This window comes from Halovenus rubra, from assembly GCF_026586665.1.
Lineage (GTDB): Archaea > Halobacteriota > Halobacteria > Halobacteriales > Haloarculaceae > Halovenus > Halovenus rubra.
Genome location: NZ_JAODIY010000009.1, coordinates 289364 through 312384, shown reverse-complemented (window position 1 = coordinate 312384; position 23021 = coordinate 289364). Strand labels below are relative to the sequence as shown.

The window sequence follows — 23021 nt, the reverse complement described above, 5'->3', positions numbered from 1 at the left end:
AGCTGTTGGCAGTGTTCAGATTAGCTGATTCCATGCGAAGCTGAATGCTCTGAGCCAATCGTTGGCAGTATCTTGTTCTGCATTGCTGAAACAGTTTGAAAACGAAGAGGTACGTCTTTTTACTCTCTAAATATACGTTCGACGCTGTTCCGATTTCCATGGCGCTCATATCTGAAATCGTGGCCATGTTTCGAACACGCAGCTCGTAGCGAGTGCGATCCATCGATGAGAAACACAGCGTTCGCAAGACGCATCTTGCGAGCCCACGAGAACTGCGAGCAGTTCTCGGGACGTCGTCAACGTCATGTTTCTCGCGGAGTTCAGCGAAGAATCCCTGAGCAATTACCTTATTTGTTGTTGGCTCAAGCTTTGTATGGAGTAATTCGTTCGTTTGAGGATCGACAGCAGCGTACAGCTAGTACTGCTCGTCATTGAGTCGGATCACAGTCTCGTCAACCGCAATGTGATCCGGATTTTGTCCGTCTTCGGGCTGTAGATCTGCCTTGTGAACCCAGTTGTGAACGGTAGAGCGGGCACGTTCGACACCAAATATTTCAAGAACAGAAACAGTATTCGAAAGCTATAGTCCAGCAAGATGTAATTGAATACTGAGTTTCATCAGCAATCGCGGTGTCGCTTCGTGTTCAATAAACTCTAAGTCGATCTGGTCGATACTACCGCTGAGGCGAGCGTTTTCGGGCATGATAACTCAGAAAACGCTACGTCTCACTCTTCCATCCTTATCTGAACACCGCCCCAGAAGTTGGTTCATCCCTAGATTGGTTCTAGGTCAACAGAATTAGTAACTGCCTACTACTAATCGTAGCCTCTCCCTACGCCGTCGTGGAGAAACGACGGAAACGCGGGGGTGGGTGTCCTCCCTCATCGAGTTTTACTCGTCCGGGTCGGCCGGGCCCTTGTACTGAGAACGAATCTTCTCTCCCTCCCGCCACTGCCAGTAGTAGTAGCGATTGTCGTTGATCTCCTTGATCGTGATTGTCGCTTTGGCAGGGACGTCGTCCGGAAGATCATCTGGTCGCTCTTCGACCTCTTCTTGATCTGGTGACTTCTCGAGACGGGCCTCTCGTTCCTTATGCTCGGCGAGCGCCTCAGCGTACGTCGCAACTTCTCGGAGCTGCTCCGGGTCTGACTCGTTGAGCCTGTTGACGATCTCCGTCGGGAGGTTCGCCGGTGGGGTCGGGGGTTCGTAGGACATCGGCTACTCTCGTGTTAACCAACACGACCCACGAGTCCATAGCTTTGTTGGTTAAGTCGGTGGAGACGGTTCTCGCACCTGCTAGCTGTAACATTACTCGAAACTTATTTATACAGTAGTTTCGTACTGAGTTACACTGTGCTCCGGCGCATCGAACTCGAAGTCCTCGCAACGGTCGACCGCGGCGACACGATCTCCGAACTCGCGACGAAGCTCGACCACAGCGAGAGCTATCTCTCTCGTGCCGTCGGTGACCTCGTCGAGAAGGGGCTCGTCTACACGGAACGCGATGGCCGTCGAAAACGAGCCGTCCCATCGGATGCTCGCGCCGTCGAACTCTATCGGGACCTCGTCCGCCAGCACTCCCACATCGAGTTCCCCGGGCTGCTGACCGGAAAAGCACTCGAGGTGCTGTACTACCTCGACAAGCCCCGAACCGTCTCCGAGATCGCCGCCCGGAGCGACAACTACCGCAACACGGTCAGCCGCGTCCTCAAGCGGTTTCGTGACCGTGGTCTCGTCCGGACGGCCGACGGCTGCTATGACTTCAACGCCGATTTCGACCGCCTCCACAAGTTCGCACGTGAACTCGCACATCATCTACATCGTCACCGCCTCGAAGCCGTCGCCCCGAAGGGCACGATTCTCTGGGAAGACTACGACGAATTCCTCGCTCAGACCGAGACGGAGATCGACGCGGAGACGTTCCACGAAACTGGCCTCGCTCAATTCGCGGCCTTCGACCTCCAGTTCCTGCTCACCGGCCATCGATACTACATCTACTCCGAGGAGATCGACGCCGTCTCGCCGGCGGAGCTGTGTTGTCACACGCTGTTGATCGACGACGGAAGCCGCCACCGCTCGTACTGTCTCCTCCTACTCAGCCACGTCGACGTCGACGAGGCGGACCTCCGAGAGCAGGCGGCGAAGTATGGCCTCGAAGACGAAATCGACGCCTTGCTCCGCTACCTCGAGACGGGCGGCGAGGTTGATGACGACCGGCTCCCAGAGTGGGACGAGTTCGAGGAGCTGGCGGCTGACTACGAGGTGCCACTACCACAATGAGACCAACATTCGGACGTGAGTACATCGAGAACGAATTCCAGCGAATCGGGGGCGGGCTATCTGAACCGCTCACGGTATACCTGATTGGTGGTGGTGCGATGTCGCTGCGCGACCTCAAGGGGGCGACGAAAGATATCGACTTGGTCGTCCCGAATGGCGACGCGTACGGTCAGCTGTGGGCCGTCTTGATGGACCTCGGGTATGCGGAGGTCCAGTCGCTGGATCCAGGTTATCGGGCGCTGGGGGCGACGAGTTGTGTCGAGAACCACGATGGGTGTCGCTTCGACATCTTCAACCAGCAGGTCGCGAACAAGCTCGTGCTCACCGACGGCATGCAAGAGCGCAGCGAGCCGTTCCTCGACACGGATCGACTGACGGTCCGGCTGGTCAGCAACGAGGATATCTTCCTGTTCAAGGCGATTGCGGGCCGTGACGACGACATCGAGGACATGAATATGCTCGTACAGACTGGCCTCGATTACGACGTCGTCCGAGATGAACTCGAAGCCCAGATCGAACGTCTGGGGGACGATCAGTTCGCCACGTTCGCGAACGAGGCCCTGGTCGAACTCGAGGAACGGTACGGGGTGACCACACCGATTGAGGACCGCGTTCAGGAGCTCACGAACAGGTACTACCGGGGGCTCGAAGTGCTTCAGGCACTCGATGAGCCGATGACGATCGACGAAATGGCCGTCGAATTATATCTGGATGTCGCTGACGTTGGCGAACGGATCGAGTATCACCAGAAGTTCGACCGAGTACGTCAAAATGGTAATACAGTAAAACCAGTAGAGTAGATGAAAATAGCATCCTGTATCTGTTGAAAGCTGCGGAAGTGTCTATATCAGTTGTTTCCAATACAGTTATTTTATTCATATTAGTGTATGTAACTAAATACCAGTCATAGAGCCGATTCGTCTACCAAATTAACCCACCAAGTACATTTCCTGCGGTCTTACCGACTGCACATTCATATCCCACATATCGACGACGGAATGTTTTCACTGTTTCGTATCAATTCATGCGTGTTTTAGTTGGCAATACAATCTCTCTGTGATCAAACAGTAGTCTCAAAGGGCTCTGTTGAATCACTAGACGGTAGCAGGATCGTTCGCTAAATCGAAGGAGCTGAAGCGGGAGACTTCAGTTGTCCATGACGCAAATCTCCCGCTTCACTGGAGAGATTGTCCCGATTTCTCAAAGAGTTACTGGCGATGGAGACGAATCCGCCACCCCTTTCGGGGGCGGCCGCTTCGCCTCGGCCACCAACAGCATTTTTTGCTAATGTCACCACTCTCTGCGTGAAGCGGGAGATTTTGGACATGGACATCCACGATTTCCCGCTTCATTCTCCACGTTCTGACGGTTCGTTCCAGCGCCGTCTAGTGATTCACCAGAGCCTATCATCGGAGAAAATTCTGACGTGTATGCTCACGCAGCTCCAACAGCCGAGCTAGTTCTCGGATTCCCCTATTTTCATCCCATCCTGATTTAACGTAATTGTGATACTATTGGTAGACGAAGCCAAGTGATTCTCTGACTTGGTCGTCCCATTAGCCTCAACCTCAACTTCATACTCATTTCCGATAGTAAAAATGTCAGTAAATCCGACAAAATCTCCCGCTGGAAGTTGTATCCGGTCATATACTGGTGGTTCACTTGATGACGCAGGGTCAATTGTGATTTTGAATGTTGCCTGTGTCTCAAGATGATTCGAGAGTGTGATATCAGCAGCTCTCCGGAGCTCCTTCCGGTAGTTTATTCGGTCTGTATGTATCTCAAACACGGACTTCCCTTCTCGACCGACCGAATCGTTTTTTCTAGTTCATGATCCTTAGTTACTACGCGGAGAACGTGCGCATCAGCTCCATGTGTGAATAAGTCAGTGATTTGTCTGGACTCCTCTGCTTCTAGGCTCAGCGTATTCGAATAGTCAATGTCCGATTGGTCGCCGGTTGTAGTTATCGTAACCTCAACTGGCCTTGACCGGTTGTTTTGTATCACTGCCAAGTGCCAGCCCTCTTGTTTGGTAAAGTTTGATTTTTCTGGATCGATACCCGATCCGTCAAATAATGATATGCAACCAGCAACGGAACCCAGTAGGCCGGCACCACATACGGTTAGTAGGGAACGTCGGTTCATAGTTCCGTATTTTATTCCTGAAATACTAATTATTTTCGTATATTCAAACAAGTCTCCTCATCCGTCTTTAGTTAGGAGAGGAACCGCGTGACAGCAGCGGCTTATCGAGGCTACTTTTCGGAAGGAGTGAGGTGGAGAAGTCTGTGCACAACCCTCGCTCCTCAACGAGAATCATGCGTCGGCTCACTACACTGTTTCCCTCCGAGTTTCTCGAAGGCAAACCTCGCTATCCGGAAACCCGGAAGCCTGGCCCTCTTCGCTTTATCCCACCGGCGAAAATTCTGACGCGTATGCCTATGCGGTCCCTACAGCCACCCAGTACGGTCCCTGTGGCGAGACGTCGCGAAGAGTCAACTGGTAGCTTCCGAATGTGTCCAGCACTTGGTGGGGCACCCCACCAGTACCTTCACGCAACACAACCTCGACTGTCCACCGGTCGGTGGGGTCTTTCGCAGGCGGGAGCACGTCGACGGCCTCGACGACAGCATGGCCACGTAACGAATCGGCGCACTTTCGGGTTCGCTGGCGGGCCTCCACCCAACACCTCATTGGTCGGGCTCCGGCAGGTGGAAGATATGGCCACGATCAAGGCCACGCGCCGACAGTGCGTCAGCGACGTCGTCCCAGGACTGGAGGAAGGTGAATAATACAGTTTTAACCCTCACGAAAGTATTTATTTGTCTCCGCCGTGGCCAATTATTATGGAACGTCGGGAGTTTCTCGCAGCGGGTGTCGGCGGGGTGACACTCATCTGCAGTGGATGCCTCACCCAAGAGGGGCCGCTGTTGGGCAATTCGTCGTATGATATAATGTCAGCTAGGGTGGATTCCGAGCGAACGTATCCCAATCATCCATACACACTCGAACCAACCCGATGGGTCGACACCAACGATGTCAATCAAAATGATAGGATTCTCAAGCTGGAGGAACTCTCGCCGGAACTCCAGTCTGTCTTTGAGTCCGCCCGAGAAGATTCCTATGGAGCGGATACGCTGCCTGATGGAACCCGCCGAGTTCTGAACCAGTACGACCTCGTTGATTATGGAGAAACCAACGACTCATGGCAGTACGTGGGTTTCGAGTTGCGCGAAATTGATCTTGATACGCCCCCACGACTGTCGATTACTGTTGACCTCCTCGACGATACCGCGACACCAGATGATCCAGCTGTCTTCGAACTCCGGGCTGAAAACACGAGCGAGGAACCACTCCGATGGTCCACCGGGCCACCGCGTCCGTTTGGGACGCTGTATGCCGATGAACTCCTGTTGTGGGCGGATGCATATGCGGAGAGTGGCCATGTCCAAACCCATGACGGGGACGTCGTCGGTGCAAACGATATCGCAGTCGCTGTGACCCTCGACAGCGGAGCATCCATCAGCGAGAAATACGAAATTCAAGCTGAGCGAGATAGTGTCGGATCTGGTGTGTTTAGGGCCGATAAATCGTTCAGGGTATCAGTTGAACAGGGCCACGAAATAGTTACCGCCGACCTCACGATAGAAATCGACTAATCACAATAAAGCGAACCGCTCAGTCCAACGGAAGGGGTGATGGCCGAAACTCGACGGTAGACGACTGCTGCATGAGTCCGCTGGAGGCTGCAGGTGTTTCGTTTGATTGAGGAAGTGGTTCAGAGAGCAAGCGGATACAAGATGAGTGATCCAAACGGCTTCTGGGGAGATCATGCTGAGGAGAAACAGTATATGTAGCCAGTTCCGTCGACCTACCGGAGAGGACCGAGATATTGGCGATCAACGGAAGTGCCGTACTCCATCCGTGTGTTAGCGGGTATGTGTCCCGTCAATCGGACATGGATTCAGACGAACCTCGTTGGGTTGAAGCTCCCCATCGTTCGAATAGAGTGAGAACTATAATACCGCGGGCCCAATCACGGGCACTCGTCACCACAGATGGGTCAAAGCAGTGGGAATACAGCGCTTCAACTGCTGGCTACGCCCATGCCCCTGCCGTAGGGTCGAACATGCTGGCATTCGTCGACGAGGAACGGACGCTACGCTGTCTCGTTCCGCGAGAATAGCCCCGCGTCAGACCGCTACTGCTCCGGTGGCCCCCGATCGAACCAGTCGCGGCGCTGGACCGGTTCCGGCGCAGTTTCCAGTGTTCGCTGACCCCGTTCGAGAAACTGCGTTACCCGCTCGTCGTCGCCCAACTCGCGACACACCTCGACGAGCAACCCGAGCGTCCCGAGCACGTCCTGCGGTGCACCGACGTCTTCGAAGGTCGTGAGTGCTTCCTGCCAGTGTTCGCGGGCCCGTCCGGGAGAACCGGTGGCGGTAGCGATTCGCCCTTCGATCACCGCCGCACGTGCGGCGTCGTGTGGTGCTGTTATCCGGGCAAGTCTGTCCTGTGCCTGGTCAAGTACAGGCTGTGCCGACCGGGGCTCGTCTCTCGCCAGTTCGAGACGGGCCCGTTCGAGGTGGATCCGTACCCGTTGCACCTGGTCTGCGTCGTCGGTGCAGGCGTCGAGCGCCTCGTCGAGGTACTCGGCCGCCCGTTCGTGGTCTCCCGTTTCCCGTGAGACTGCGCCGAGCTCGCGACGGCTGCTCACCCACGGTTCGAGAACCCCGACGTCACGCGCGATGTCGAGCGCCTCGGTCAGCGCGTCTCTAGCTCGCTCGAACTCACCGCGGATCCTGGCGATTGTTCCGAGGTTGGCGAGACTCTCAGCTTCCCGGTGGCGGTCGTCGATCTCCCGTGTAATGTCGAGTGCCTGCTCGTGGTGGTTTTCGGTCCGATCGTACGCGCCACGCTTCCGGGCGAGACTGCCGAGGTTGTTCAGCGTACTGGCTTCGTCTGACTGCTGCTCGAGTGTCCGCCTGATTTCGAGACTCCGCTCGAAGTACTGTCGTGCGTGTTCGTATTCACCGCGCTGGTACTCGATGAGTCCGATATTGTTCAATGACGTTGCCTCTAGCGGTTTTTGGCCAATTTCTGCTGCGATATCTCTACTTCGTTCGTAGTACTCGCGCGCCTCGTCGTACCGGGAGCGATGGTATGCGATTGACCCCAGTCCGTTCAGGCTATTCATGATTCCCTCCGGATTACCGATTTCCTGAAAGATGTCGAGACTTTTCTTTCGATACTCTCGGGACTGGTCGTACTGACCCTGGGTTATCGCGATCTCCGCCAGATTGTGGAGCGTCTGTGCTTCGCCTTTCCTGTCTCCGGTTTCGCGGACGAGCGAGAGGCTCTGCTCGTAGTACTTGCCCGCCTGGTCGTGGTTGCCTTCGCTCCTTTCGAGAACACCCAGATTGTGTAGTGCTTTCGCCTCTCCGTGTGGATCGTCCAGTTCTCGGTACAGTTCGAGGCTCTGTTCCTGTAGCCCGCGTGCTCTGTCGAGGTCGCGCTGTTTCACGGCGCTCAGTCCGAGACCGTTGAGGCAGTCTGCCTCCTGTTTTTTCTCGTCGGTCCGTTCGACGATTGCAAGACTCCGCTGGAAATACGAGTCGGCCTGCTCGAAGTCACCCTGTCGACCAGCCAGACTCCCGAGTCGTCTGAGAGCCTCTCCACGATAGCCGGGCAGCGATGCATCGCTCCCGAGGGATTCGAGCCGACGAAACTCCGCGCTCGCGGCCTCGTAGTCGCCTGCTTCCGCGTACATCTCACCGTGCTGTAACAAACACTCGGCCCGGGTTTCGGTCGAACAGACACGGGGCAGCGACAGCGTCGACTCTTCGCTCGGTGCAAACAGTGGTGCGACCCTCGCGTTGGTCGTGCCAAGTCTGAAAAGTCCGGTGGCGATGTCTTCAGCCCATTTCCGACGGTCCGCTGCGATCCGGTCCAACGCGGGCGTCTCTCCGTCGACAATTCCGACGAGTCTGTCACACCGCTGTGGTCTGTCGGCCAGCGAAAAGACGGCCTGAAGACACTGTTCGAACCGCTGCTTGGCCCGCTCAGTCTCTGCCCTCTCGGCGTATCGTTCCAGAAAGCGAACCGACCACGACTCGTGGGGACCGTGACAGAATGGGTCGCCTTGACGGGAAAGCAGCACGTGCCCGTCGAGTCGGTCGAGCGCGTCCGAGACCTGTGCAACCGAGCCGTCAGTCTCGGGGAGTGCGACGGCGTACAGCAGTTCCGGATGGAGTTCGATGCTGGCCGCGTTCAGCGTGTTCGCAAGCAAGCCAACGTCCAGTGCCGTCTCGCCGATTGACTTGAGGTCTGCCCGAACCCTGTCGACGTCGTCGTCGAGCGCCGTCGCACCGCCATTGTCGTCCAATGGGTCTGCGAGTCGAGCCAGGCGGTGTATCAGTAGCAACATCGCCCCACTGTCGCCCGTATTTCCCTCGCGTACCTCTGCCAGCAACTCTGGTGGCTCGATCTCTACCGTTGCGTTCATCAGCGATTCCGCAGTCGTCATCAGCTTCTCGACGTCGTTTTCCTCGAGTGCCGGCACCGACACCACGTCCAGTGCGCTATGGCGGAACGCGTCCATGCGTGCATCGAGTGGCGATTCGGAGTCGTGCCACTCCTCCTCCCGGGCGTCCAGCAAGAAGCTGATGTCGTCGCGCCCGGCCAGTCGGTTCATCACCGTCACGATGTCGCTCGCTTCGCTCCTGACAGCGTCCTCGACGACCACGAGAACGTGTTCCTCGGCTTCCCGAACGTGTTCTTCGAGCATCCGTGTGGAACTGAACGGGCAACCCAGACCGCTCTCGCGGTAGATGACGTGCCCGTCGCGCTCGCGGGACCACTCGCAGGCCACCTGCTTGCAGAGCGTGCTTTTGCCTGCACCTGCTGGACCCAGTACCACGATGTCGGTGCCGTCTGTAAGCTTCTCCGAAACGTGCTCGCAGAGTGTTTCGTCGTCGAGTTCCCGGTCGACTGACTGTCCATCAGCTACTTCTGCCAGTCCGAGACCCGCACGCCAGCCAGTTTCGGGCGCAATCGGCTCACGCTCGTCGAAGAAGTCCTCGTCGACCAGCTCGAACCCCTCTGATTCGAGCGATGGCGACAGTCCTGCACCCGAAACGATCCCAATCGTCTCTGCTCTGTCTTCGGACCAGAGTCGGTCGGTCACGCGTTCACACTCGTCGCGATACTCCTGAAACTGGTCTCGCGCCCACGCATGCGCATCCGAGCTTTTCGTCTCTATAACCCCAGCAATTCCGTCGTCTTCGTACGTAATGACTAACACTGGTTGGTCTTGGTTGCGTGTCCCGTGTGAGACTGGAACAACAATGCCGAACGCCGGCATCGGAATCTCGTATACCTCAAAGCCGTCGGTGTCTGCGAGCTCGTTCGTCAGGTCGGGACACTCCACCTCGAGTTGGTCGAGTACGAGCTCGTCGGTGAACAATTCGACGGTGCGGTCACTACGAACCACCTGGGAGTGCCAGACCTGGACGTGCCGGGAGTCAAACACCTTCGGCAACAGGATTCGACAGGTTTCGCCCGCACCGATGACGTCCGTGACGCGCGCGAATAGTTCGTGCGGTCCGTCGATGGACTCGACAGTCGAGTCGTCGAACAGTGTGTGTGGGAGTTCATACTCCGCTGGAACCGCGTCGACGACGTCGGCGATATCGAGTTGTCTGTCGAACGAGCCGAGAAACTGGCGGTACTGTTTGGCGACGAGTTGGCCGGTCTGCGTGGTGACGTAGCCACGCGAGACGCGCTCGACGAAGCCCACGTTTTCAAGTTCGTTGATCGCCCGGTCGACAGTCGACCGCGAGTGGTGAAACTCTTCGACGAGGTCTGCCTTGTGGAGTGGCTCGTCTTCGAGTGCCTCGACGAATTCTAGCCTGTTTCCCAATACTGCCAGTTCCTCTCGTTCCATGATGGGAACAGTTACCTGAAGATGATAAAAATACGTCGTTGTCGTCGTGGCGACCAACACGTCGCTCTACCAGTCACTGTGGGTGGCTTCGTGATACTGATAATCGTTCTCTGCCCGCCATCTGGGACCGATTTGCCGACGAGCAGCGACCACTCGGTGAGTACAGCTAGACAGCATCAGTCTGCTAATTCGTTATATAATTCAGACAAGTGTGGTCACGGGGTGAACACGTTCACAGACGGTGAGTTAAGGTGGGTACACGGTTTTCGTTCAGTTGATGTCACACGGACAACACCGACAGGAAGCAGAGAACGAAGAGTGGACAACCTCACAGTTCGATCGGCGACGAACAGGCTACGCCGGCGGAGATATACCAAGAGAGGTACCGAAAAAGCCACCGCTGCGGGCGGCAGCAATTCGGGAGAGTCCGCCGGCAGTCGCCTACGGTGCAGTGTTCACTGCGTCTGGTGACGGATCAGTCTGTGCGTACGACATCGCGTCCGGTGAGACACTCTGGGAGTGTGATGTCGACGGGCGGATGAACGCGAACGTCTCTGTTTCCGACGGTCGTGTGTTCGGGGGGACACGCGACGGGCAGTTTTTCGCAATCGATGCGGCGAGTGGCGAGATCGAGTGGACGTTCGAACCAGAGGCCGAGGCGTCACTGGCGTTTACTGCAAAGCCAACGATCGACGACGGCGTCGTCTATACGCCGTGTCGCGGCAACGGTATGATGTACGCACTCGACGCCGCAACCGGCGAGACCGAGTGGGAGTTCGAGGCGAACTACCGATACCTAGAGTGCCCACCAGTTGTGTACGACGACTGGGTGTACTTCGGCGACGGCAACGGCGACTTCTTCGGAGTCAATCCCGAATACGCAATCGACGAGTGGACCCACGAGATGCGTGGCACGTTCGAGACTGCGCCTGCAGCAGCCAACGGCCTCATTTTCGCCAACTCTGACTCGAATCTCCACGCTTTCGACGCCGAGAGCGGCGAGCAGGTCTGGCGCAGTACAAACACGCACAACGGCTCTCCGACAGTCGTCGATGACGTGGTTTACGCTGGAATCGACGACGGTATCGTCGGCTACGACGCAGAGACTGGCGAGCAGATCGTTACCTACGAGACTGATGCCCGCAAGAACTTTTCGCCAGCGTTTGCCGACGGCGTGCTGTACTTCGCCACGTACGACGAGACAATCGTTGCCGTCGATACCGAGACAGACGAAACCCTCTGGGAGTTCGAGACGGACAAGCGCGTTGAGTCGCCGGTCGTCGTCGCAGACGGGGCAGTCTTCGCAGTCGACAAGACCACCGGCGACGCACTTTACGCCCTCACCGAAGGTGCTGACGACATCGAGCCAGCGGCAACAGTCAGCCAGATGGATATCCGCGAGATGGCTATCGACGACGAGAACGAAGACGACATTGAGGACGAACCCGCAGAAGAAGACCTCGACGACGGGCCGTCGACCGAGACGACACAGACAACAACAGACAACTGGTCGATGTCCCAGGGTCTCGCGACGCGGACCGGCTACGCTGGCGGCGGTGTTCCACACGAGGAGCCAAAGAAACCACCGTGGACAGCCGAGGCAGACAACGATACTGCACCTGCGGTCGCATATGGCGCTGTCTTCACTGCCTCAGACGACGAGTCAGTGCGCGCCTACGACATCGAATCCGGCGAGTTGCACTGGGAGTGTAACGTGGATGGAAAGGTAAAATCCAACGTCGCGGTCGCAGACGGACGCGTCTTCGGTGGCACCCGCGACGGGGTCGCCTTCGGCATCGACGCCGTGTCTGGCGAGGCCGAGTGGACGTTCGAACCAGAAGCCGATACCTCGCTGGCGTTCATGGCACGTCCCACCATTGACGACGGGACTGTCTACCTCCCATGTCGTGGCAACGGCATGCTCTACGCACTCGACGCCGAAAGTGGCGACGAAGAGTGGAGTTTCGAAGCAAATGAACGATATCTCAGATGCCCACCGGTCGTCCACGACGGCTGGGTGTACTTCGGCGACGGCGGCGGTGACTTCTACGCTGTCAATCCCGAGTACGCAATTGACGAGTGGACCCACGAAATGCGCGCTGACTTCGAGACCGCACCAGCGGTGGCTGGTGACCTGATTATCGCCAACGCTGACACGGATCTCCACGCCTTCGACGCCGAGAGCGGCGAGCAGGTCTGGCGCAGCACCAACTTCCACAACGGCTCTCCGACTGTCGTCGGTGACACTGTCTATGCGGCCACCGACAGCGGTATCGTCGGGTACGACATCGAAGACGGCGAGGAGATTTACACGTTCGAGGCCGATGGCAAACTCGAATCACTCGGGTTCGCCGAAGGGCTGCTGATTGCCGGTAACACCAGAGGCTCGGTCAAGGCAATTGACCCTGACGCAGACGAACTCGTCTGGGAGTACGAAAACGAGGGTGTCGACACCAATCCAGTTATCGCCGACGGCGCAGTGTTTGTCATGGAGAATAGCTGGGATGAGCCACTGATGGCACTCACCGAAGGCGCAGACCCGATTGAGGCCGACGCCTCGATTGGCGAGATGGATATTCGCGACGCCGAACTCGAAGACGAAGCTGTCGAGGACGAACCGCCAGAAGAAGACGCCGACGATGGCCCATCGATGGAGACTGACCAGACTGCAGACGACGGCTGGTCGACGTCTCAGGGCCTTGCGACGCGGACCGGCTACGCGGGCGGCGGTGTGCCGGAAGAAGAACCCAAAAAGCCACCGTGGACGGCTGACTCGATTAACGACGCACCGCCTGCGATTGCCTACGGTGCAGCGTTCACCGCGACAAACGATGACAGTGTTCGTGCCTACGATGTCGAATCAGGTGGTGTACTCTGGGAGTGTGAACTCGACGAGCCGATGCAGACAAATGTCTCAGCGGGCGAAGGGTACGTGGTCGGTGGAACACGCGACGGCATCGTCTTCGGTATCGACGCCGAGAGTGGCGAACTCGAATGGACGTTCGAACCGGAGGACGAAGCATCACTTGGGTTCGTCGCCAAACCGACTATCGACGACGGCCTCGTCTACATCACGTGCCGTGGCAACGGTATGCTGTATGCACTCGATGCCGAAACTGGCGAGGTAGACTGGAGCTTCGAGGCAGACCACCGCTATGTCACCTGTTCCCCAGTCGTTCACGACGGCTGGGTCTACTTCGGTGACGGTGGCGACGCGTTCTACGCGATCAACCCCGAGTACGAGATCGACGAGTGGAAGTGGGAACCGACCAGGGCCGAGTTCGAGACAGCACCCGCAGCGGCGGGTGACCACATCTTCGTGATGAACAGCGGCTACTCCGATATGAACGCCCTCGACTCCGAAACCGGCGAACAGGTCTGGCGCTCGACGAACTCTCACTACAGCTCGCCGACCGTCGTTGACGACGTCGTCTACGCCATTACGCAGAACGGAATCGTCGGCTACGACATCGAAAGCGGAGAGGAACTCTACATGTACGAGTCAGACGACCGACTCCGAACGCTCAGCTTTGCCGACGGACTCTTCTTTGCCGGGAATGCCGGCGGATCGATTCAGGCGATCGACCCTGAGGCCAAAGAGATGGTCTGGGAGTACGAAAACGAGGGCGTCAAGACCAACCCAATTATCGCTGACGGCGCAGTGTTCGTCGTCGAAAACGGACACGACGAACCACTGCTGGCACTCACCGAAGGTGCAGACCCAATCGAGCCCGACGCGAGTGTTGGGTCAATGGATGTCCGCGAGGGCAAAACTGCAACACAGCCCGAAGACGACGAGACCGAAGACGACGACAAGTTCACCCAGATTGCACTCGAGCAGGTCGAGGACCCCGACGAACCAACTGATGAGGAACTCGAAGCGGTCGTTCTGGGTATCATCTGTGACCAGTGGGTCGACAGTGACAGATTTGTCCACCTCAACTCGAACAACATTCAGAGTGAGGTCGACGACCTCGTTTCTGGCGCAAGCGAAGGACTGGCCAAGCACACGCTCCAGCAACTCGCGAAGAAAGGCTGTGTTGGCTACGAAGACAAAAACCGGTACGCGCTCATCGAGAGCCGACCGGGCGGTATCCACCTCTATGAGAATCACACCGGCGAGGAAGTCGTCGAGGAACACAAGATACTGGACGTGCTCGAACCCCTCTACCAGGAAGCACGTCATAATCCGGACACGCCGGCGATCACTCGAGAACAGATGCAAGAGGTGTCGTTCCTCGATGAGGAAGAACTCGACCGCACCATCTGGTATCTCGACACGCTTGGCAAGTGGGTCGACGACCTCTTCTTGGGGAAAGCTAAGTACGGCTACATCGAAACGCGAGCGATGGCTGGTGGCACGTTCTGGCACGAAGCCGAAATCACCGGAAGCGGAAAAGAGCTCTATAACGACCTGAACTAACGACGACCGAGTGACGGAACGCTCCCGTGTCGATCACACGGTTCACACTCTCGTTGTCTTCACTGCAAACCACGCGAAAGTCGCTTTTCTCGTCGCTCGTTTCTCTCTCGAACCCGCTGCGCCCAGTTGCCGCTCACGAGTTGTTCGCGGCAAAATGGGGTTCGGGTGGACCTCTTCGGTCCTAAGAAACTCGGAGCTAAATCTGGTTTCCGGTGAACACCTTCTATTCCCTAAGTGCTGACGGGTGCCCATGTCAAACCAGGTTGGCGTGAGGATGAAGACAGTGAACCGCCCCCATTCTGATCGGTCTGTTCTTGATTGGCAGAAATATCTAGTGTGTCGGCGAGGGACTCCAGATTGTCTCGCTGAGGGCCAGAGTAACCTACGAGGAGTTCGCGTAAGGCCTCACGCTCGATCTCGGCCAACTGTGGAGAACCTCCACCTTCGGTTAATCTTCCTTGTTGTTCTCCCCTGTCTCCACCAGTTTCCGTATACAGCAGTTTGACTTCCCACATCCCGTGGACAAGTTCGCCGGGGAGCTGAGGCCCCTGGCGCGTGCCCCGGATTCCGGGCTCATACTCCATCTGTCTGAAGATTTGGTCGGCAAGAGGAGTACACTGGATGGTGGTGTTTTCGCCATTGACCGAGCCAAGCAAGAAGTGATGCCGAGTGTTGTCTTTATATTGACAAAGGCGAGCCACAGCTCACTGACAGAACTGAGCTATTTGACACCACCGACATCTCGGTATGAGGCGCGTCAACTGCTTGGGCCAACAATATGTGAGTGGTGCCAGTCTGGTATACTCTCGGTCAAAACTACACAGGCCGGAATGTGTACAGCACAACCCGATTTCTCAGTAAGGTCTTAGATAGTCAGGAAGGTTGCTGAGAGTCTGACAACCAGTTCTATTACCCTCTGTGCCAACTCGATTTAGATTCTGTCTCTGTGAGTTCAGAGCTAAATAAGTGATCCGTCTTTAGTACGCAATTCCGGGCACCCGACGAGTATTTCGACAGAGCGACTATTTTTGCGTTTCTGCTTCGTTGGCTTATACCCTATTTAAACGACTTTCTGGAAGAACCACCATCGCAGCGATGTCTTGCGATTTACCGATTTTGTCTTTGTTCGACCTTGTTCAACTCGATGAGGAGTCTAAAAATGGCTTTTACGAGGTTTGCATCGACATCAAACCGCTCAGCGTTCTCGCCAGCACGGTCCATCACCTGCTGTTCTTGGCCTTCATCGACAGTCGGCAGCCCCCTTTGTTCTTTTACTTCGGCAATCGTGTGTGCCACGTAGGTCCGCCGCGCAATGAGTTCGACCAGCTCTTGGTCGATACCTTCGATTTCTTCGCGGAGTTCTTCGAGTGTCATCTCTTCGGGGTCGATGCCGTCATCTGTTGCTGTATGTTCAGTCATGGATGATTGCTCCATTTGTCTCAGTGGTTGTAAGCAGTGTCGTTCCGGGTCGCTGTTGCCAGCGTTCCTTAACAGGCTTTAGCTCAGCCCGCGTCCCGACTGCTGTAAAGCTTGGTCCAGTTCCCGAAAGCGAAACGCCCGCTGCATCCGGCAATGCCTCCATCAGCGGCTCGGGAGAGAAATCTAGAGCCGCACAGAATAGAAAGCCGTTGAGAGTCATTCCTTTCTCGAATGCCCCATCGAGTGTAAGGTCTGCAAGAAGATCTGCAACGGGCGCGAGTTGTCGACACCGGTCGACCGATGCCTCGCTGCTAAAAGCCTGTTCGGGTGGTGTCCAGACAAGAACGTCCCACTCTCGGTTCTCGCTGTGAATCACAGTGTCTGTTTCATTGTCTGTGACGGTAACGCCACCGAGCATGCTCGCGCTAGCATCGTCGAATGCACCAGTGACAGTGACCCCGACATCCCGCGCAGCTTCCACCCCAATCTTTGCGGCTTTCGTCCGTGACACCTCGTCTGCGACGCCAAGGGCTGATAACGTAGCGAGGACTGTCGCGTTGGCCGCCGCGCTGGATGATTTTAACCCAGACGCGATTGGAATCTCGCTTTCGGTTCTGACTGTTCCACCTTCCCCAGTACCATACCTCTCAGTAACAATCTCGACACAACGTTCGATAAGGTGCGTATCAGCCCCTTCAACACCGTCAATAGAACCAGTCACGCCTGTCGTATCCGTCAGCGAAACAGTTGCTGTTACCGTCAGGTCGATTGCGAAGGCGGAGCCCACACCGGTCGCCAGCGCATTCAACACAGTCCCTGCCCCAGGAGCTGACGCTTGTGCGTCCATGTGTACCGGTGGCATGTGGCTATATTTACGTGTGCTGGTTCACTCGTCGGGTGACACCGGCTCGAATCGGAACCCACCCCACGATTGGTTTGCCCCCTGCCGGACGCTCTCGTCGGCATCACGCAGCGTGTCGATATACACTGGTCGTACCTGTTCCCCGAGAGAGACTTGTTCAATCGTACCTCCAAGCATGCTGACGGTATCCACCTCGAGAGCAAACTCGACGATTGCGAGTGTATTCGGTTCGCGAACTCCCGGAGGGGTGGCTGCTACGCGTGTCCAGGTTTTAACGATGCCTGTTTTTTTGGTGAGGTCTAGGGTCTTTTCTTGTGGCTCACCACAAGCCGGACAGCGCGGATGACCGGGAACGGTGAAATGGTCGTTTTGACACCCGTGTGCCAGCAGTTGGTGGTGCTCGACATCCCTATCTGTAGACGAGGCTCGTTCTGTCATTCGGCCACCTCCAGTACCGCACTCGTGACACAGTTCCCGAACCCGCCAACGTTACAGGTCAGTCCACGCTCTGCGTCAACCTGCCGCCCATCTACCTTCCCGAGTAGCTGCCGGTAAATTTCTACTGCCTGGGCCACGCCAGTGGCTCCAAGTGGATGACCACGCGCTTTTAGTCCGCCCGATGGATTGACTGGGAGCGACCCGTCCAGTGCTGTCGTTCCGTTTACTGCAAAGCGCCATCCTTCACCACGTTCAGCGAAGCCAAATGCCTCTAGCTGGAGGATTTCGAGCAGCGTCACCATGTCGTGAAGCTCTGCGACATCGATATCTGCAGGACCGCAACCGGCCATTTCGAATGCTTGCCGTCCACTGTTAGCAACTGCGCTCATCCAAGTCGGGTCGTCACGTTCGTGTACGACGTGTGTATCAGTTGCACCGCCGACGCCAGAGAGGACGACGAATTCGTCGGTGTATTCGCGTGCAACTGAGACAGGACAAAACAGTAACGCCGCGCTACCGTCGGTTAATGGGCAGTAATCGTAGAGACGAAGCGGCTCTGCAACGACAGGACTGGACATCGCCGTCTCGATATCGAGATCTTTCTGAAACTGTGCATCAGGATTCCTGCGTGCGTTCTGGTGGTTTTTGACAGCTACATGGGCGAGACTCTCACGAGGTGCGTCGTATCTTTCGAGATACGTCCGGGCAGTAAGTCCCGCAAACGATGGAAGGGTAACCCCATGGGCGTACTCTGCCGGATGTGTGAGCGAAGCGATAACGTCTCCTGCTTCACCGGTACTCTGCTGTGTCATCTTCTCTGCACCCACGAGCAACGTCAGTTCGCTTGCGCCGGAGGCAATTGACTGCCACGCGGCATACAGGCCAGCCCCGCCCGAGGCAGATGTCTGGCCGACTCGTTGTGTGTACGCTGGGACGGCACCGATATCGTGTGCGACGGCGTTCATCACACCAGTCTGCCCTTCGAACTCCCCGCTAGCCATATTCGAGAGGTAGAGATGGTCAAGCGCGGAGGGGTCGACTCCGGCATCGTCAAGACAGGCAATTGCGGCGTCAGTTGCCAACTCACGAACCCACGGTTCGCGTGTTCCAAATGGCGTCATCGACGCACCGAGTACTGCTACATCCATGGTTTACCTCTCCACGGGCAGCGCCGTGTAGGTTTTGGTCAGGTGAACCGAACAGATGGGTTCATATCCGTTCTGAGATGCGGACAGCGCATTTTTCAGAGCGCACGGGACCGATAGATATTTTTTGCGGGCCTAAGAATTAGTATATCAAGAAGCTAGCTGCCAACCCGTGATTGCGTGGCAGTTTCCGCTCGAATACGTTGCTATGGCACGAATTACATCCACATCGCAATCGGAAACCGAATCCCAGGAACGATTGGAGAATGTTGTCACGCCAACACACTCCGTCAACGACGCCGCTACGACCGGCGAGACTGTCCTCAAGATTAACGGATTGACTCGACAGTACGAACAGGAGTGTGCTGTCGAGGAGGTGTCGCTATCTGTATCTGCAGGCGAACTGGTGACACTTCTTGGCCCCTCTGGCTGTGGCAAGACAACTACGCTACGGATGATTGCGGGGTTGGAACAGCCAACTGAAGGGTCAATACAAATTGAGGATACAGTTGTCGCCGACGACAGCAGATTCATCCCATCAGAGGACCGCGATGTTGGCCTCGTGTTCCAGGATTTTGCACTGTTTCCACACCTTTCTGTCGAAGAGAATATTACGTTCGGGATTAAGGACTGGGACAGAACGAAAAAAGCACAGCGTGCTGACGAACTCCTCGAACTGGTTGGGCTCTCTGACCACAGCGATAAGAGTCCCGACCAACTCTCCGGTGGACAACAACAGCGTGTGGCACTGGCCCGCTCACTTGCACCGGAACCAGATGTCCTCTTGCTTGATGAGCCGTTCTCAAATCTTGACGTTCGGTTGCGAATCGAAATGCGTGAAGAGGTTCGTCGTATTCTCAAAGAAGCTGGCGTGACTGCTATCTCAGTCACGCACGACCAGGAGGAAGCACTGTCGATTTCGGACCGTGTAGCAATTATGAACGACGGTCATCTTGAACAGGTCGGAAAACCTGAAGAAGTCTTTGAGAACCCAGAATCCCGCTTTGTGGCGAGTTTCCTCGGGCGAGCAAGCTTCTTGCCCGGTACTGTGCTTGATGATATGATCGAAACAGAGATCGGGAACTTTCGGACAGAGCGACTGAACGGACCGCTAAAGGATTACGATGGAGCAGATCTTGACATCTTGGTCCGGCCAGACGACCTCGAAGCCAGTTCGTCTGAGGGAGCAACTGCTGACGGGCGTATCGTTCACCGACAGTATAACGGACCGACGTTCGTTTATCAGGTAGAGCTACACAGTGGATCTACCGTTCGGTGCCTTCACAACCACGCTGAAACGTTCGAACACGGGCAGCAGGTCTCGGTTTCGCTGGAATCTGACCACGGTCTGGCTTGGTATCCGCGGACATAACTCGTCTCAGTACCTTTCAGCTATGTCTTTTCCCACAGAGTATCCTGTAGCGATAGCAACACCGCCACGAGACTCTTCTTGTACAGCGTTGTGTCCACCGAGTACTGTTCCAACGGCGTGGAGGTTCTCGTATGTTGCCTCGCCCGATGGAGAGGCTGGCTGGAACTCTGCGGTTACGTCGACGCCAAAGCTTGCAAACGGGTGGTCACCCAGCGCCTGTGAATCCGACCATGCACTTGGTTTGGACGGTCCAGTAATGGAACAGTCGAAGATTGGTTCACGAACTCCGGTAGGTGTGCCAACGAGACCGCCGGCCGCGACACCACCCGTGGCGAGCACGAACACATCTCCGCTGATGCGTGTTGACTCCTCGGTGTCTTCTTTGTGTACAGAGAGTGACTGGATGGTTCCGCTCTCGCTATCGAACTCACGGACCGTCACGTTGGCTTGTTCGATGCCAGCCTCTTCAACTAGAGTACGTAGGGCACGTTTGAGGCGGAGACCCCCGACGTGCGGTTCGGCAGCCGGGATTTCGAAAACCTCCGCATGCAGTGATGACGCCACCTCACTCCTGACGGCCGCATGATTTTCCACTCCCAGCATAGCAGGGAAGCCAACACGTGGCTCAATGTCGAGTTCCGGTCTGACTGCCGCTGCAAGGTCTTTGCACACCTGTTGTTGTGAATCGTCTAAAGATGTATCGAGAGTACGACCGATTTCCGCAAGCGCAGTCATTTCAGAGAGTTGGTCAGGGAGAGGAACTGTCGACCAGTCGACATCGTAGGGCATGGTGCTATCGAGGCACTCAGCGACAAACTCTGCATCAAGGTGTGTCAACTCGTTGAATCCGACAATATGCATCGGTCGTTGGTCGCTTACGAGCCCAGCCGAGTTAGCCTCCGGATACCGGGAGACGGGTCGGACGTTACCGACGGTTGTTGGGACCAGTGCATTCTGTTCCGTTCCACTACTGTATGACAGACTACTCTCAGCGTCGAACAGATTGTCGAAAAACGCAAGCCCATCTCGCATGGCACCCTCGCCGATTCGACGATAAGGGTGCGTCTCGCTGAGGGTTGCAAACGACTCAAGCGGGCTTTCTATCGGGTGGTCTTTACCGTTTGTATATCCCAAGACGCCCAGTAGACCGGATTCGTACCGGTATCGTTCAGGCGCAGTCGAAAGCAGTGTAACATCTGCGTCTGGAGCGTGTTCTTTGGCAGAGAGGGCAGCGATACTACCACTGAGACCAGCCCCAACGACGACAATATGGCTCATCGCTGACGCTCACCCCACACCGGTCGTTCCCGAGCGGTAGAGCTGGGCCCACTATCGTACGCTGCTATGTTGATTCTCTGTTCATCACTGTCTGATGGCTCTGAAGTAGTGTGTTCTTCATCCTCAGACGACGTACTGACGTACGTTACATCTGGTGTCGCCAGATTCAGGCACTCTTTCTGGAAAATATACGTCTGCATCGCACGTTTTAGCTGGTTCCCATGAAGTGTCCCTCGTTGTTCTGTCCACAGGTCATCGAGGAACGATTGGAGTGAGGCACGAATTGTCTTTTCGTCGTACTCCGGATACAGCTCCATCACGAGCCTGTGTGCACAGCAACTGCCCTTGCACCCACCACGTCCTACACCAGTTCGTATCCGAACCTCATTGAGGTCCGTCTCAGTCACGAGGTCGTCAGCAAGAGCGTGTTGGACGTCCGACCGGGTGACAGAATGTGTTTCACAAATGACAGACTCTGGGGCAGACATGTCCGGTGCTTCGACGGCTTCCTCGGTCGCAGGAAGGGATATGGACTCTGTTTTGCACTCTCGGCTGATGCCAAATTTGGCACACACCTCGTTGGCGACGCGTTCAGCAATGTACCTGTGGGTTGTAAGCGAGCCGCCGACAACTGTTGTCATTCCCCAGCAGTTGTGTCTGTCGCCGTGGTCGATGAGCGCGTACTCATGTTTGTTCGCCAGAGATGGATGTGTCGACCGAACGCCACAAGAGAACTGAACCTGCTGTGCGTTGCCGACTGCCGGGACAATGGCTTTCATCTCATCAACTAACTGTTTAGTGTTGGCCGGCGTCACTGCTGTTTGGTCTGTAACTTCCTTGGATACTGTCCCTAGCACCCCAGTCCCTTGCTTTGTCGTCATTGTCGCTTCTTGATTACCCGAACGATAGCGCGATAGTGGCGTCTCGACTGGTTTGCTGTCGAAACAGACAGTCGTTTCGCTCCGAGACTCCAACGTCATATTGATTCCCGCAACGGCAGCTACCGCTTCGACTTGCCCACCAGCAGCATTGATGATGTAGTCTGGGTCACGTTCTTCAGTTTCCCCTGACTCGACTTGTTTTGGTTCGTCATTGGTCTCACCCGGCATGGTGCCACCACTGGTACTTCCGGGTACGCCGCCATCAGCCACCGGTTCATCAGGAGTGAGTGCATCGCTTGCTCTCCCGGGTGGGGAATACTCCAGAGTAACCGTATCTATGGTTCCATCCTCAACTGCAATATCAGTCACCTCGGTCTGTGTCAGAATCTCAGCACCGTACCTCTGAGCACTACGAGCGTTGGCGATAGTCAATTCGAACTGATTAACAGATGCATCCGGAACACGTATCAAACGGTCAATGTCGTCGGAGAGAGCTGGTTCAGTTGCATCTATCTCCTCACCTTCGAGAACATCGTACGAAATTGACCGCTGTTCGAGGCGCTGACATAACTCATCAACGGATATGTCCTCGTTATCTGTAACTAGCAGACTTTCGTCGTGGTTGATACAGTGGCCTGCAATCCCGTGTAGTATTTCGTTTTCGTGTTTGAGGCGCTGTGCTAACTGATCGCTCTGAGCGCGTGCACCGCTGTAGAGAACGCCCAAGCAACGACCGGTTATACCAGCCGTGAGCGTTCCGCGCTCGGCAAGCGTGACATCAAGCCCTCGGATAGCAAAATCACGGGCAATGCCTGTTCCAATGACTCCGCCGCCGATAACGAGAATGTGCGGTGTGTACCCCATTCAAGTACACCTAACTGTGGCATCCGCCCACTTAATTTGTGTGTTGTCCTGCGAGAAAGCAACCGACAGTATGGTCAAAGACAGACCGAGACTGTTCGTAACTTCCGTGATTG

At 56.1% G+C, this 23021-nt stretch carries 16 protein-coding genes and 2 pseudogenes; 6 read left to right on the top strand and 12 right to left on the bottom strand.

All coding sequences use genetic code 11. The annotated features are described in order from the left end of the window. Window positions 1–15: 15 nt before the first annotated feature. Window positions 16–703 (bottom strand): annotated as a pseudogene (locus tag N5098_RS08420) (IS6 family transposase). Window positions 704–892: 189 nt separating this feature from the next. Continuing rightward, entirely contained in the window at window positions 893–1216 is a 324-nt protein-coding gene (locus N5098_RS08415) for a DUF6788 family protein (protein ID WP_267637330.1), read from the bottom strand. 138 nt (window positions 1217–1354) lie between these two features. Here N5098_RS08415 and N5098_RS08410 point away from each other — a divergent pair, with 138 nt between their 5' ends. Together N5098_RS08410 and N5098_RS08405 are read left to right on the top strand one after the other, a co-directional pair. Further along, window positions 1355–2281, top strand: coding sequence for a MarR family transcriptional regulator (locus N5098_RS08410; RefSeq protein WP_267637328.1), 927 nt, complete (start codon window positions 1355–1357; stop codon window positions 2279–2281). Next, window positions 2278–3081: a DUF6036 family nucleotidyltransferase gene (locus tag N5098_RS08405; protein ID WP_267637327.1), complete on the top strand. Its 804-nt coding sequence runs from the start codon at window positions 2278–2280 to the stop codon at window positions 3079–3081. The genes N5098_RS08410 and N5098_RS08405 overlap by 4 nt, the downstream gene beginning before the upstream one ends. A gap of 401 nt (window positions 3082–3482) precedes the next feature. Here the strand turns inward: N5098_RS08405 and N5098_RS08395 are convergent. From N5098_RS08395 to N5098_RS08385, 3 genes and pseudogenes are all read right to left on the bottom strand, one after another. Further along, a pseudogene (locus N5098_RS08395) lies at window positions 3483–3608 on the bottom strand (IS5/IS1182 family transposase); the annotation flags it as partial. 129 nt (window positions 3609–3737) lie between these two features. Next, complete coding sequence (locus N5098_RS08390) at window positions 3738–4070, bottom strand: hypothetical protein (RefSeq protein ID WP_267637326.1); 333 nt, start codon at window positions 4068–4070, stop codon at window positions 3738–3740. A 650-nt stretch (window positions 4071–4720) separates the two neighbouring features. Beyond that, window positions 4721–4975 carry a hypothetical protein gene (locus N5098_RS08385; protein WP_267637325.1) on the bottom strand — a complete coding sequence of 85 codons (255 nt, stop codon included), beginning with the start codon at window positions 4973–4975 and terminating at the stop codon, window positions 4721–4723. A gap of 152 nt (window positions 4976–5127) precedes the next feature. Here N5098_RS08385 and N5098_RS08380 point away from each other — a divergent pair, with 152 nt between their 5' ends. Then, window positions 5128–5940, top strand: coding sequence for a DUF8130 domain-containing protein (locus N5098_RS08380; RefSeq protein ID WP_267637323.1), 813 nt, complete (start codon window positions 5128–5130; stop codon window positions 5938–5940). 350 nt (window positions 5941–6290) lie between these two features. Then, a complete protein-coding gene (locus N5098_RS08375) occupies window positions 6291–6467 on the top strand; it encodes a hypothetical protein (RefSeq protein ID WP_267637321.1) in 177 nt (58 codons plus the stop codon). 15 nt (window positions 6468–6482) lie between these two features. Here the strand turns inward: N5098_RS08375 and N5098_RS08370 are convergent, their stop codons facing one another. Beyond that, window positions 6483–10226 (bottom strand): tetratricopeptide repeat protein, encoded by a 3744-nt coding sequence (locus N5098_RS08370; protein ID WP_267637320.1) that lies wholly within the window; start codon window positions 10224–10226, stop codon window positions 6483–6485. A 277-nt stretch (window positions 10227–10503) separates the two neighbouring features. On the opposite strand from N5098_RS08370, the gene N5098_RS08365 reads away from it, so the two are divergent. After that, a complete protein-coding gene (locus N5098_RS08365; protein WP_267637318.1) occupies window positions 10504–14649 on the top strand; it encodes an outer membrane protein assembly factor BamB family protein in 4146 nt (1381 codons plus the stop codon). A 1107-nt stretch (window positions 14650–15756) separates the two neighbouring features. Here the strand turns inward: N5098_RS08365 and N5098_RS08360 are convergent. From N5098_RS08360 to N5098_RS08345, 4 genes are read right to left on the bottom strand one after another with little or no spacing between them, the layout of a single operon-like run. Beyond that, window positions 15757–16068 carry a chorismate mutase gene (locus N5098_RS08360; RefSeq protein WP_368408005.1) on the bottom strand — a complete coding sequence of 104 codons (312 nt, stop codon included), beginning with the start codon at window positions 16066–16068 and terminating at the stop codon, window positions 15757–15759. Further along, a complete protein-coding gene (locus N5098_RS08355; RefSeq protein ID WP_267637317.1) occupies window positions 16061–16915 on the bottom strand; it encodes a shikimate kinase in 855 nt (284 codons plus the stop codon). Before N5098_RS08355 ends, N5098_RS08360 begins: the two co-directional genes overlap by 8 nt. Window positions 16916–16954: 39 nt before the next feature. Continuing rightward, the gene (locus N5098_RS08350; RefSeq protein WP_267637316.1) at window positions 16955–17368 is read right to left on the bottom strand and encodes a PhlB family protein; all 414 of its coding nucleotides are present in this window, start codon (window positions 17366–17368) and stop codon (window positions 16955–16957) included. Next, complete coding sequence (locus N5098_RS08345; RefSeq protein ID WP_267637314.1) at window positions 17365–18516, bottom strand: thiolase family protein; 1152 nt, start codon at window positions 18514–18516, stop codon at window positions 17365–17367. Before N5098_RS08345 ends, N5098_RS08350 begins: the two co-directional genes overlap by 4 nt. Window positions 18517–18721: 205 nt before the next feature. Here N5098_RS08345 and N5098_RS08340 point away from each other — a divergent pair, with 205 nt between their 5' ends. Next, on the top strand, window positions 18722–19885 hold the full coding sequence (locus N5098_RS08340) for an ABC transporter ATP-binding protein (protein ID WP_267637313.1): 1164 nt from the start codon (window positions 18722–18724) through the stop codon (window positions 19883–19885). A gap of 6 nt (window positions 19886–19891) precedes the next feature. Here N5098_RS08340 and glpB read toward each other — a convergent pair whose 3' ends face one another. Both glpB and N5098_RS08330 read right to left on the bottom strand, forming a co-directional pair. Further along, the gene (gene glpB, locus N5098_RS08335; RefSeq protein ID WP_267637312.1) at window positions 19892–21163 is read right to left on the bottom strand and encodes a glycerol-3-phosphate dehydrogenase subunit GlpB; all 1272 of its coding nucleotides are present in this window, start codon (window positions 21161–21163) and stop codon (window positions 19892–19894) included. After that, window positions 21160–22908 (bottom strand): FAD-dependent oxidoreductase, encoded by a 1749-nt coding sequence (locus N5098_RS08330; RefSeq protein WP_267637310.1) that lies wholly within the window; start codon window positions 22906–22908, stop codon window positions 21160–21162. The genes glpB and N5098_RS08330 overlap by 4 nt, the downstream gene beginning before the upstream one ends. Window positions 22909–23021 lie beyond the last annotated feature (113 nt).